Origin of the sequence: Psychrobacter sp. DAB_AL62B (assembly GCF_028895345.1) — a bacterium.
Lineage (GTDB): Bacteria > Pseudomonadota > Gammaproteobacteria > Pseudomonadales > Moraxellaceae > Psychrobacter.
Map to the genome: position 1 here is coordinate 61,261 of NZ_SAXC01000006.1, position 12,549 is coordinate 73,809.

Consider the following 12,549-nt stretch of genomic DNA (forward strand, 5'->3'; position numbering starts at 1 on the left):
AATGATGTCTCCATTAAATCATTAAAAGGGTTATCATCAAGCGATGATATTGTAGGGTAATTCTTTATACCAAAAAAGTAGACAAATATAGTGTATTGACTACTAATTTACTATTTTATTTCTGCTGTGCTTTTATGGTGGTGTTTCACTATTTTGTGGCGGCGCTATATTCCATGCAATGGTAAATCCATTTTTGTAACGAAGATCTACTGACTGTATCTCCTCACGGCGATTGCTTAATTGGTTACCAAGCAGCTGACTTAGATTCAACAGTTTTTGTGCTGTATTTTCATTGTCAACGATAACCCGTAGCCCATTATCAAAACGGATCAACCAAGTCATTCTAGGGGACAGAATGATATCTGCAACTTGCAGATCAAGCGGTGCATACCAATCATTTACTTGCTGCATCTGTTGCATAATAACTGGTGCTTGAGCAATATCACCTTGCAAAGTCGCAAAACGCTCCTGCGTTAAGTCTCTACTATCAGCAGGGACAAAAACGCTGCCTTTTGCATCAACCAAACGCTCGGTACCAAAATTGGCCACGGCCTGTTTGGGTAATGCGGTGACCACAATACCACGCTGCCAATCACGGCTAATACTCACTTGGTCAACCCAAGCCAGACCGGTCGTAATATCTCGCAACGCTTGTAAATCAGAGGTAAAAAAACTGCTCACACTCTGTTGGTTCATAACCTGCTGTAGCGTTCGATATTGTGCAACCGTCAATCCTTGGTTGCTGACATGAATAGCGGCGGGAGGAGCATCACGTAATGCTTTACCACCCATTATCAATATCAATACTAACAAACCTAGCACCAATACGGTAAAAAAGTATTTGACGGTAGTCGGTACTTGAAAGTTCGATTTTGGTTGACGGGTTTTATCACTCATCAAGTCAGCTACGTCATTGACAGTTTGAGCCATAATAAACGTCGTCCCTATATTTATATTTGAATATTTATATCTGATTAATAATTGCATAGAGCTGATGATGCTTTTTATTAATGTAGACCTGCTTATGCTTTATCATTCGTAGAAATCTATTTGATAGATATGCTATCAATTTACTTGTCTAAAAGGCTATATAAAATGTGATTAAATTCATTTAAACGTAACATTTTTCTCAATTAATGAAGGACTTAACAGAGAGTTGCATAAATATCACCAAAATAGACTGGTGGTTACAATATTAACGCATTTTACCTTTAAACAATAGCCTAACCCCTACTACTAACAACGAATTTACACAAGTTTACATGAAGCTGTGGTATAGCAGCTCTAGCGATACATTAACCTTTTTAAACACCACTATTTATCTGATCTAAAACTATGTTAAAAGTGTTAAATACATTTTTCTGCCAGTTATTTCAGGGTGGCTTTTTAACCAATCTTTAAATCAAAAAGCTGACGCTTTTGATAAGTATTTATAATGTTTGCGCTAAAATATGCCAACATAAGCTATCAAAGTCCATACCACGAGCTTTAGCCGCCATGGGAACCAAACTATGACTGGTCATACCTGGTACGGTATTAATCTCAAGCAGCCAAAAGTTACCTGCTTCGTCTTGCATCGCATCAATACGTCCCCAACCTTTAGCATCGACGGCACGAAACGCTGCCAAGCTTAAATCTTGCAGATGCTTTTCATCGGCGGCACTTAGACCACAGGGAATATAGTAACTGGTATCGTTACGATTGTATTTGGCTTCAAAATCGTAAAAATTGGTAATATCAGCAGGCTCTAGACGAATCACTGGGTATGATTCATCATCAATAATAACAATGGTAAATTCGCGACCGGTAATCCAGCGCTCAGCCATCACCACATCACCGCACTGTACCGCGGTAGCGTAAGCAGCTGGCAGCTCATCAAGGTGATTAACCTTAGTCATACCAATACTTGAGCCTTCGTGTACCGGTTTGATAATAAGTGGTAGTCCTAACATATTGACGACTTGCTGCCAGTCAGTCTCAGCGGTAAGCAACGAAAATGGTGCCGTTGATAAACCACAACCTTGCCACAGCTGCTTGGTACGCACTTTATCCATACCGAGTGCCGATGCTAAAATACCCGAACCTGTCTGCGGAATATCAAACCATTGCAGCACGCCTTGTAACAGACCATCTTCGCCGCCGCGACCATGTAAGACGTTAAACACACGATCATAATCACGCAGTTCGGTAATATCTTGATGCTTAGGATCAAAATGGGTGGCATCAACACCTTGGTTTTGTAGTGCTTGCAATACAGCAGCACCACTATCTAAAGAAACACTGCGCTCGTTGCCACTACCGCCGTAGATAACAGCGACTTTACCAAATTCACTGGCCTCTTTTACCTTGCTTTCTTTGATAGCTGGCAATACATCCGCGCTTTGGCTATCGTTGTTTATTTTATCTTGCTCTGCTCGTGCAGCTGCGGCTAATGCGGGTTCTGGATTAATAATAGGGGCAGCGTTATTTTGAGCATCACCTTTAATGTTGTTTTCAATATTATCTTTAATATTGCCTCTAGCGTTTTGCTCAGTACTATCGACGCCTTGGTTTATATTATCGTTATTTTTTTGCGTATTATTCATGGTCATCATTAGTGCTCCTAATATTTTGAAAGCAATGCTTATAAAGATTATTTGATATAAAGGTTGTTAGCGGCCAATTCGATCGCTATTTGTCCCACATTACCAGCACCTTGGGTAATTAACATATCATTTGCTTTGAGTAGGCGCTGCATTACAGGGGCGATATTGTCTTTATCAATAATCGTCGGCTCAACAGCACCGCGCAAACGAATACTACGTGCCAAGGCTTTGGTATCCGCACCTGCAATCGGACTTTCACCGGCTGAATAGACATCTAACAACAGTAATTCATCAACACTGGAGAGTACTTCGACAAAGTCATCAAAGCAGTCGCGCGTACGGCTATAGCGATGCGGCTGAAAGATCATGACTAAACGGCGCTCAGGAAAGCTTTGACGGGCGGCTTTAATAGTAGCATCGACTTCTTTAGGATGATGACCGTAGTCATCAATCAGCAAAACATCGCCATCATCGATAGTGACAGAGGCATGCTGCTCAAAACGACGACCGACGCCTTCAAATTTTTGTAGCGCACGGGTAATAGCCTGATCATCGACGCCTTCATCGGTGGCCATAGTAATGGCTGCAAGCGCGTTGTAGACATTGTGCACACCCGGAATATTTAGGGTCAGACGTAGTGGTTCATGATCACGGCGCAATACCGTAAAATGTGTTTTTGTACCTTCGGTGACCAAATCAATAGCCTGTACATCGTTAAAGGGTTCAAGCCCAAAAGTTAATACCGGACGCCCAATATCATCAATCATCGCATACAGTTCAGGGTCATCACCGCAAACAACGGCTAAACCATAAAAGGGCATGTTTTGTAAAAACTGAATATAGGCGGCTTTTAATTTATCAAAGCTATTACCGTACGTTTCCATGTGATCTTGATCGATATTGGTCACGATCGCTGCCATCGGATGCAATGATAAAAAGGACGCATCAGATTCGTCCGCTTCCGCAATTAAAAAGCGACTGCTACCCAGTGCTGCATTTTTACCTGACGCATTGAGCTTGCCACCAATCACATAGGTTGGATCAAGATTGCCTTCAGCCATCATGGTAGTCAATAAGCTGGTGGTGGTGGTTTTACCATGCGCACCGGCAACGGCGATACCATGACGGTAGCGCATCAACTCGCCAAGCATATCTGCACGGCGTACCACAGGAAGACGTGCTTCCAGTGCCGCTTTTACTTCAGGATTGCTACGGTCAATGGCAGACGATACGACAATGACATCCGCATGAGCGATATTCTTGGAATCATGGCCGATGGTGATATCTATGCCAATTTGCTGTAAGCGTTTGGTAACGAGGCTCTCAGCAATATCAGAACCGCTTACTTCATAGCCTTGATTCTTCATTACCTCAGCGATACCGCACATCCCCGAACCACCAATACCGATAAAATGTAAATGCTGAATACGGCGCATTTCCGGTATTTCAATCAAACGTTTAGTTAGGGCTTTAGCGGAGGTTGGCATAACGTTTTCTCTTTATAGAAGACTGATAAAATGTATGAAAAATAATGAGCGTTTACATCATTACTTAATTACTTATAATGTTTGCCAGATAATATCGGCAACTTGTTGGCAGGAATCACGATTGGCAAGTGCATGACCTTTTTTTGCCATCTCTAAGCAAGCGGATCGATCAAGCAGAGCAAGCTCATCACTCAAACTTTTAGGGGTTAATTCGCTTTGTGGTAATAAAACCGCTGCTTTATGTAGCGTTAAGGTGCGAGCATTTGCCGTTTGGTGATCATCAACCGCACTTGGTAGTGGCACAAAAATCGCCGCAATACCGACGTTTTGGATTTCAGTGACCGTTAACGCGCCAGCACGGCAGACAATAATATCAGCCCAATTATAGGCAGCAGCCATATCATCGATGAATGGCTGTACAGTAAACTGATGAGCGCTTAAATCTTCACTATCATATGACGCTTGCGTGGCTGCTTCATTATTGCGTCCACATTGATGACGCACTTCAAATGGACGCTCAAGCAATGCCAAAGCTTTTGGCACAGTATTATTTAGTGCTTGGGCGCCGAGGGAGCCGCCAACGACCAACAGTTTAAGTGGTGAGTGGTCACTTATATCATAGCGCGCAGATGGCGCTGCTACACCGGTAATGGCATTACGTACCGGGTTACCAACGGTTTCAATCTTACGATCAAGCTGGCTATTGGCAAAGGTATTCTCAAAGGCTTGCAACACTTTGGTGGCGATTTTAGCTAAATAACGATTACTCATACCGGCAATGGCGTTTTGCTCATGAATAATCAGTGGTGTGCTGGTAATACGGGCGGCAATACCACCGGGCGCACTCACATAACCGCCGAAACCAACGACCATGTCGATCTGATTACTGCGGATAATTTTAATAACCGCCATCGTCGCTGATAATAAGGTAACGGGCATTTTCAGTAAACGCCCAACCCCTTTACCACGCAAGCCTTGCATAGCAATAGCATGAAAAGTATAACCCGTCGGTGCAACCAAGCCATTTTCCATGCCATTGGGCGTCCCTAACCAGTGAATAACTGCACCGCGTTGGGTCAATTCCTCAGCAACTGCAAGCGCTGGAAATACATGCCCGCCTGTACCAGCAGCCATCATTAATATATGCGGTGTTTTCATGAACGCCTGCCTATCTTTTCTTTATTTATATGAAGGACTTATTATCCTATAGCTATCTTGACCATCTTAGCCATCGAGCAGTGAGAGCGCTATAAAAGCCCGCACAGTAAAGCCCGCATAGTATAGTGTAAATCGTTATCTGATATACAGCATTTTCTATCTTACCAATAACAAAAATCCAAGCCGTGAGCAATCGCGGCTTGGCTTAAATAACTACTGCTAAACAATCATAAAAACATCAGTTTTAACGATGTTTCGACGACATATCTTAGCATAACTATTTTTTTATCATTGTGCACATAGATTAGTGATAAATCACTCTATCATTACTGCTTTGCTCAAATCGCCAGTTTTTGCTCGATTGCGATAATGAAATCGGTCGCAATATCCGTACCGCATTGATCATCAATCTCACGGACACACGTAGGACTGGTGACATTAATCTCAGTAATGCGGCCGCCAATTAAGTCTAAACCGACGAACATCAGCCCTTTCTCTTTCACGATGGGTGCGACCACTTCAGCTACTTGGCGTTCAATATCGGTCAGTGGCATTGCCACGCCGCTACCACCGGCAGCCAGATTACCACGTGTCTCACCTTTAACAGGAATACGTGCCAAGCTATAATCTACCACGACACCATCGACGATAAGGACACGTTTATCGCCTTCTTTAATCTCTGGCAGATAACGCTGCGCCATGATTGGCAGTGTCTCAAGCTCGGTCAATACTTCTAGCGTCACGCCAATATTTGGGCTATCAGCAGTTAGACGGAAAATGCCGGTACCGCCCATGCCATCTAATGGCTTCACGATAACGTCTTGCTGCTCAGTGATAAACTTACGAATATGTGCCTGTTTACTAGTCACAATCGTTGGACTCATATAGTCGCTAAACCACGTGGCAAACAATTTCTCATTACAGTCACGGATGGCTTGTGGATCATTGACCACTAACACTCCTACTGCTTTGGCATGATCGAGCATATAAGTCGCATAAATAAAACGCATATCAAACGGCGGGTCTTTACGCATCAAAATAACGTCATAGTCGCTGACCGAACCTGTCGTCTTATCCCCTAACGTATAAAAATCTTCAGGGTCACGCTTTACAGTGACAGACTGCGAATCTATCATCAACTGTCCACGATCCAACCATAAGTCATGAATTTGGCAGTAGCCGAGGCTATGACCGCGGTCTTGCGCCGACCACATCATCGCTAAGCTGGTGTCTTTTTTATAATTAACCTGCTCAATAGGGTCCATAATTACAAGTATGTTCAAAGATTTTTTTTGTTCTTCTTGGCTCATAATAAGGCTCACTTACGTTATATTATTAATAGGTAAAACGGATACAAACAATATTCCAGCTTAGCAAAGACTGCAATAAATTATACGCCGTACTGGGCGCGATAATGCTGCATTTTTGCAAGCTGGGTCGCGTCTTTATGCTGGCCGCTGGCGTCTGCTAGGTAACTGATTAAATCATCGATATCGACAAGAGCACGTACTGGTACTTCTAAAGTTGCTGCCAGCTCTTGAATAGCAGAATGCTCAGCCAAGCCTTTTTCTTTACGGTCTAACGCAACAATAATACCGGCAACGCTTGCCCCTGCTTGCTCTAATATCTCGACCACTTCACGCATGGCCGTGCCAGCCGTGATGACATCGTCGAGTATCCATACCGACTGACCACTGACATCGGCACCAACCAAATTACCGCCTTCGCCATGAGTTTTAACTTCTTTACGGTTATAGCCCCATTTAGCATTGATACCATGATATAGCCATAACGCTTGCGCAGTAGCGGCTACAAAAGGAATGCCTTTATAAGCGGCACCAAAGATGACCAGTTCTTTATTATCAGAACCATTAGCATACTGCATTTGTTCAGCTAAGGCATCAGCATAACCACGCGCTAATAACGATAACATTTCACCCGACGCAAGCAAGCCTGCATTAAAAAAATACGGGCTAATACGCCCAGATTTTAAGACAAACTCACCAAATTTCAGCACCTGATTGTCTAAAGCAAGCTGAATAAAATCATGAGATGAAAATGAAACATTGTTAGCATGTTGAGCGTTGTTAGCATGTTGGGCGTTAGGCATTGAGCATTCCTATTAACAAAGAGAAGATTTAAAAACAGATATTATGATGCGCATTATAGGCGTTGTGGTTTAACTTGACCAACCATTGATATCATAATCTTGCATATCAGGATAACGCGTCAATAGACCACAACGTGATGAGATATTAAAGTAGCACTGACCATCATGACTCACTTGTATATCCCAACCCAAATAATGGGCGGCCACAATAACATGTCCTGTAAAAATCCGAATTTGGCGGTACGCATGACGCTGTGTTGGCTCGCAGATAATCTGACTGAGCAGGTAGCTGCGTATATGCTGACAAATTTGTGCGGCGCTATAGCTATGATTGATGCTTTTGCGACTGCTGCACTGCGTTAAAGCATGCACAGCTACGCTACACGCCATAATATCTGTGGCTAGACTGCCCGCGCCTGTTTCAAATTGCTGCGGCTGCAGAATCACTTGCCAATCATCAGCATACAGACTACTGAGTAGCTCATCAGGATCATAGTTTTTGGTCAGTGCGCGCAGAGATAATGCAGCAACAGACGCCTTAGCCTTAGCCTTAGCAGTAGCTTTGGTGTTAATAGCTTTATTGCCATCTATATCATCTACTATCGAGTCATCTACTACCGAAAACCCATAACGGCTTAGTGTTGGATAAGTTCGAATGGTTTGCTGAATATCGGACATATCAAGCAGGGTCATCTCATTTAATGGCGATAGTAACGGTTGCTCACTATGATTATGATAAAAACTAGTCGGAAGCTCGATTAGCTTTGCCGCGCTCAGTAGTGACAGATGCTCAGCCAAAACTTCTGAAGCAATCAGCTGCCATTTCGACAAGTGGTCTTCATTGGGCTGGTAAAAATGCGCAGCATTGCCATATAATCGGTGCAACTGCCCGTTTAGGCGCCGCGCCGGCTCTGGAATATCGCTCAGTGATCTTGCAGGATCAATTGGCAATCGCCTCGGATCAAAATTAGGATGCACAATCGCAGGCTGGTTACTATTGGATAAAACTGCTGACTGCTCAGCATTAACTTCTGCAAGCTGAGCCTCTTCTGCTACAAGCTCAGCATTGAATAAACGGTCATCAGAAGTAGAAGGCTGGGTCATGAAATCTCCATAGGCTAGCGCGTTTAAAACAAAGCACTTAAATAAAAAACTTAAATAAAAATACTCAAACAATACCTTTAAAAAAACAATATTGAATCGATATGAATAGGAGTCAGAGTGAAATGAGCGGCATCAAAGCACCTGTGGTATAACCATTATCTTAGCCTTAATGATGCAAGATATCTTGATAACCTACTTGCCAATCAGGATAAGTGAGCCAAGCTAATGGAATGTTACTGTGTAAACGTTTTCCTGTCACTGCTGTTTTTTTATCGTCCACTTCTGGTAGCGTTTCACCTACTTGCTCACTTAACCAAGTGATCAGCTCAAGTGTCGTTACTGGCGCATAATCGGTGGCAATATAAATTGACTTGGGCGTATCTATGGTCAGTACGTTGATAATAATCGTCACCAGATCGCGATCCATAATACGATTGCTCCAATCTTTAGCGGCAATCGGTTCTTTTTGTGCTTCTTTAACTTTTCGCAGACGCATTAATCGTTCGCGGCCATAAATACCGCTTGGGCGAATGATAATCGCCTTATTACCAAACCCTTGTTGCAACGCTTGTTCTGCTTGCAATATGATTTTTGACCCATCACGTTCGGGGCTGACAGGCGCGGTATGCTCATCGATCCATTCCCCTTCGTTTTGCCCATAAATCCCTGTTGAAGAAATAAAGACCACGCGCTCAAGATTGGTTAATTCACTTGCAAGCGTTGCTAAATGCTGACAAATACTTAAATAGCTGTCGTTATAACCACTGGTCGAATACTCATCAGGCGTTACGATAACAGCAATACGCGTAAAGTCTTTTAACTTCTCGACAGTCAATGTCAGCGCATCCGCTTGCATAAATTTCGCACTATCATCTAACTGGTAATGGCTACGTTCACGACGCGCCAACCCAGTGACAGACAAGCCTTCTTGAGCAAGTTTATTCGTCACCGGTAAACCAATGTCGCCCTGTCCAATAACAAGTAATTTCTGAGTGGACATAACTTATCCTTATTTATAATGATAATTAATCAATACTGCTAATAACTGCCTTTAAAATGCACTTTTACTTCAATATAAAAGGTAACAGCTAGTTAAAAATAACGCATATAAGACAGTTTTATATCATCATTAGCATCGACACGCTCTTGCCAATCATAGCTAGCATTAAGCCTTAACGCTTGTTTTTTATCGATATCATACTGTAGCCCAAGCGTAGTAATCGGCTGCCAATAATGACCAGTTACCTCAGGCTCATCGCTGCTGCCATGATACCAATACGGCAGTTGCAATTCAGCTTGTACGCGTAACTGATTGTTAACCTGATATAGGCAGCCAGCATTTACCCCTGCCCCCACGCGGTAGCCTTTATTAATACCGCGCCCACCTTGTACTGCGCCCGTTGCCAAGGTATAGCACAGCTGCGGCGGCATCTCGCCAGAGTTAGCAGGCGGCGTTCCAAATGCCCACGATTTACCATATTCTAAGGTAGTGCTTCCTACTAAATGATCAGTGCCATCTTGCTGAGAGCCATCATTGATACGCGTGGCTTCAACAATCGCGCCCCACGTCTGACCCTTTTTAGCAGTATTAACAGGATTAAAAGAACGTCCGCGAATTAAAGTAAAATTCTGCAAAACGACACTCTTTGGTTGATTAATCTGGTCCTCATCCTTGTCATACAAACGCAATGTCGCTTTGACGCCTTCTAAATCAAAGAACTGTCCGAATCCTGCGGTACGATCAAGCGTATCATGGAAGCCGGCACGTAGACCAAGCTCTACATAGTTGTTATCTCCGCGCTGGCCAATACCAACCTGACCACGCTGCAACGCATGACGATCAAGCGGATTATTATTAGGTGGGACAATAGTCACTGGCAATAACGTCTGACCATCAGCGCTCATGCTCGATGACAAATTAATATCGGCTGATTTAATATTATTTGCCGCTTCTTTTGTTAAATCTTGATAACCCAGTTTGGCAGCTTGCACGGCTTTATTTAACTGTGCTTGGCGTACGCTACTGTCTGCTGGCGTATAAAGAGTGCTTGCCAGCAAATTTTCAGCTTTAAGTAAGTTGACGACATCGGAGGGAATAACGGCATAAGGCAGTTGACTGAGTAAATGCTGTTCAGGGCGTACCACATCGATAAGACGTAAAATCTCTGAAGCACAGTTATCCGTAGCAAAGTAATAAGGCAAATTTAAGTCTTTGGTTTCCCACACATGCAGCATGATTTGCTGCACCTCGCTTGGGGTTAAGTCTAATTGATAGGTCCAACTATCACGTTCGTCCTCTTTTAGATAGTCTGCAAACTTTTTAGGATAAGGATCAATTTCGATCAGATTATCATAGCCACCACTCGCCGCTTTAACGGCATAAATTAAAAAACTATCAGCAGCATCACCATCGACGGTGTCATTAAGCGCATACGCATGATGAATCTGGCTAGAATCAGCCACACTAGCTTTTGAATCAATACGCAATAAAGTATGGCCAAAGGCAGAGATAGGATTGTCTAAATACTCTTGCGCAAACATCAGTGACAACTGTTCAGGCGCTAGCGTTGCCATCCAGTTATCAAGCTCTGCACAGTCAGCTTGCAATGCTGTTTTGTCAAGATTTAACGTCTCTGTGAGCCACTGTACGCGCGCAGGAAAACGGCAAAGTACGGAGTTACTTTTATTCGTTTTAACATTGCTACTATTGCTCGTAGAGGCTGTTAATTCCTGAGTAAGCGCAACCAGCATGGCATCAAGTTCCGCTGCTGAATCTTGCTGACCGTTACTGGTTAAGAAAAAACTGCTGTCTTCTACCACGCTTTTATCTTTCTTTTTGCCAAGCAAACTTTTTTCATCATCGATAAAATATAGTAACCGACGCCATGTTATGTGCTGGGCGAGATTGTCTTGTTTCACTTGCTGACGCCACGTTGTTAATAACTGCTCAGCATTCGTGTTTTGGATATTTTGAACATTTTGGGTATCTTGTTTATTTTCATCTATAGATTTTGCTAAATTTTTAGCAATCAAATCTGGATTAGTATCAGGGGCAAGTTCACCTGTCGTTACGAGCGATGATGGCGTCGGTAAAAACGCTTGCGCCTGTACGGTTAGCAGTAGTCCGGCAATCGTCAGTGGCAAACGCGCGCGCCTAGTCAGCTGTGTTGGCGTACCCTCTATCGCAATAAGGTTCGAACTAATAGACTTTAAGTTAATAGACTTTAAGTTAATAGGCATGAGGTAAAATCTCGCACTGTAGGAGTCATACGCTTATCGCGTTATTAGGTCTGTCGAATTATCAGAATATATATTCTGAATAGTTATTTTTTCTATAGGTATGTTTGCTATTAATGTATACAAAATTTATGATAAAAGGCATTTCTACTATGCTTGCTTCATAACATTATAAAAGAGAATACTATGTCCATAGCGTCAGCAATATCTATTAACGATGGTCGATTATCAAAGGCCACTTGGCTGGCATCCCCAAACTGCAATAGAAGACCTAAGAAAATAAGCATTGATACTATTGTGATCCATAATATCAGCTTACCACCGAGTGAATTTGGCGCCTGTGGCACTGACGGTTTACATTATGTTAAGGCCTTATTTACCAATCAATTAGACTGGGAAGCGCATCCGTACTTTAAGACGATTGAAGGTGCAGAAGTTTCAGCTCACCTATTTATAGAGCGTGATGGTGCTGTGACTCAGTTTGTTAATTTTAATGAGCGTGCATGGCATGCTGGCAGGTCTAGTTATCTTGGTCGACCTGAATGTAATGATTATAGCATTGGCATTGAACTTGAAGGGTCAGATTTTGTGTCCTTTACATCCGCGCAGTATGCCGCACTTGCACAAGTAGTCGCCGCTATCTATGACGCTTACCCTAAAACCCGCCGGCATCTCACCGGTCATAGCGATATTGCCCCTGGTCGCAAGACTGACCCCGGTGATTATTTTGAATGGGTAAAATTGCGCGAGATGGTAGCCAACAAACTTGAGGACTAGCTCGTATTAGTAGCTCTGTTAATAGCACGCCTAATTTCCACATCCAATTCATTTACCGCTGCTATGAAAGTGCTATAATCTGTCAGTTTTT

General features: G+C 43.0%; 10 protein-coding genes. 1 reads left to right on the forward strand and 9 read right to left on the reverse strand.

The genetic code is table 11. From position 1 onward, the window contains the following. Positions 1 to 132: 132 nt before the first annotated feature. From EPB74_RS09180 to EPB74_RS09220, 9 genes are all read right to left on the reverse strand, one after another. A complete protein-coding gene (locus tag EPB74_RS09180; RefSeq protein WP_274903919.1) occupies positions 133 to 930 on the reverse strand; it encodes a cell division protein FtsQ/DivIB in 798 nt (265 codons plus the stop codon). A 500-nt stretch (positions 931 to 1,430) separates the two neighbouring features. Continuing rightward, positions 1,431 to 2,360: a D-alanine--D-alanine ligase gene (locus EPB74_RS09185; RefSeq protein ID WP_145952566.1), complete on the reverse strand. Its 930-nt coding sequence runs from the start codon at positions 2,358 to 2,360 to the stop codon at positions 1,431 to 1,433. Positions 2,361 to 2,632: 272 nt separating this feature from the next. After that, on the reverse strand, positions 2,633 to 4,072 hold the full coding sequence (gene murC, locus EPB74_RS09190; protein ID WP_274903920.1) for a UDP-N-acetylmuramate--L-alanine ligase: 1,440 nt from the start codon (positions 4,070 to 4,072) through the stop codon (positions 2,633 to 2,635). A 72-nt stretch (positions 4,073 to 4,144) separates the two neighbouring features. Next, on the reverse strand, positions 4,145 to 5,230 hold the full coding sequence (gene murG, locus EPB74_RS09195; protein ID WP_089554258.1) for an undecaprenyldiphospho-muramoylpentapeptide beta-N-acetylglucosaminyltransferase: 1,086 nt from the start codon (positions 5,228 to 5,230) through the stop codon (positions 4,145 to 4,147). Positions 5,231 to 5,568: 338 nt separating this feature from the next. Next, a complete protein-coding gene (gshB, locus tag EPB74_RS09200) occupies positions 5,569 to 6,540 on the reverse strand; it encodes a glutathione synthase (protein ID WP_274903921.1) in 972 nt (323 codons plus the stop codon). An 80-nt stretch (positions 6,541 to 6,620) separates the two neighbouring features. Next, positions 6,621 to 7,340: an orotate phosphoribosyltransferase gene (pyrE, locus tag EPB74_RS09205; protein WP_079692535.1), complete on the reverse strand. Its 720-nt coding sequence runs from the start codon at positions 7,338 to 7,340 to the stop codon at positions 6,621 to 6,623. A 69-nt stretch (positions 7,341 to 7,409) separates the two neighbouring features. Then, complete coding sequence (locus tag EPB74_RS09210; RefSeq protein ID WP_274903922.1) at positions 7,410 to 8,444, reverse strand: hypothetical protein; 1,035 nt, start codon at positions 8,442 to 8,444, stop codon at positions 7,410 to 7,412. A 166-nt stretch (positions 8,445 to 8,610) separates the two neighbouring features. Then, on the reverse strand, positions 8,611 to 9,444 hold the full coding sequence (locus EPB74_RS09215) for an SDR family oxidoreductase (protein WP_274903923.1): 834 nt from the start codon (positions 9,442 to 9,444) through the stop codon (positions 8,611 to 8,613). Positions 9,445 to 9,536: 92 nt separating this feature from the next. After that, entirely contained in the window at positions 9,537 to 11,684 is a 2,148-nt protein-coding gene (locus EPB74_RS09220; RefSeq protein ID WP_274903924.1) for an Lnb N-terminal periplasmic domain-containing protein, read from the reverse strand. A 183-nt stretch (positions 11,685 to 11,867) separates the two neighbouring features. On the opposite strand from EPB74_RS09220, the gene ampD reads away from it, so the two are divergent. Then, positions 11,868 to 12,458, forward strand: coding sequence for a 1,6-anhydro-N-acetylmuramyl-L-alanine amidase AmpD (gene ampD / locus EPB74_RS09225; protein WP_274903925.1), 591 nt, complete (start codon positions 11,868 to 11,870; stop codon positions 12,456 to 12,458). The last annotated feature ends 91 nt before the right edge of the window (positions 12,459 to 12,549 follow it).

Bases quoted from the DNA above. Each gene is read 5' to 3' on its own strand.
- murG (WP_089554258.1), bottom strand. From the start codon at position 5,230: ATGAAAACACCGCATATATTAATGATGGCTGCTGGTACAGGCGGGCAT.
- EPB74_RS09215 (WP_274903923.1), bottom strand. From the start codon at position 9,444: ATGTCCACTCAGAAATTACTTGTTATTGGACAGGGCGACATTGGTTTA.
- ampD (WP_274903925.1), top strand. From the start codon at position 11,868: ATGTCCATAGCGTCAGCAATATCTATTAACGATGGTCGATTATCAAAG.
- murC (WP_274903920.1), bottom strand. From the start codon at position 4,072: ATGCCAACCTCCGCTAAAGCCCTAACTAAACGTTTGATTGAAATACCG.
- EPB74_RS09220 (WP_274903924.1), bottom strand. From the start codon at position 11,684: ATGCCTATTAACTTAAAGTCTATTAACTTAAAGTCTATTAGTTCGAAC.
- pyrE (WP_079692535.1), bottom strand. From the start codon at position 7,340: ATGCCTAACGCCCAACATGCTAACAACGCTCAACATGCTAACAATGTT.
- EPB74_RS09210 (WP_274903922.1), bottom strand. From the start codon at position 8,444: ATGACCCAGCCTTCTACTTCTGATGACCGTTTATTCAATGCTGAGCTT.
- gshB (WP_274903921.1), bottom strand. From the start codon at position 6,540: ATGAGCCAAGAAGAACAAAAAAAATCTTTGAACATACTTGTAATTATG.
- EPB74_RS09180 (WP_274903919.1), bottom strand. From the start codon at position 930: ATGGCTCAAACTGTCAATGACGTAGCTGACTTGATGAGTGATAAAACC.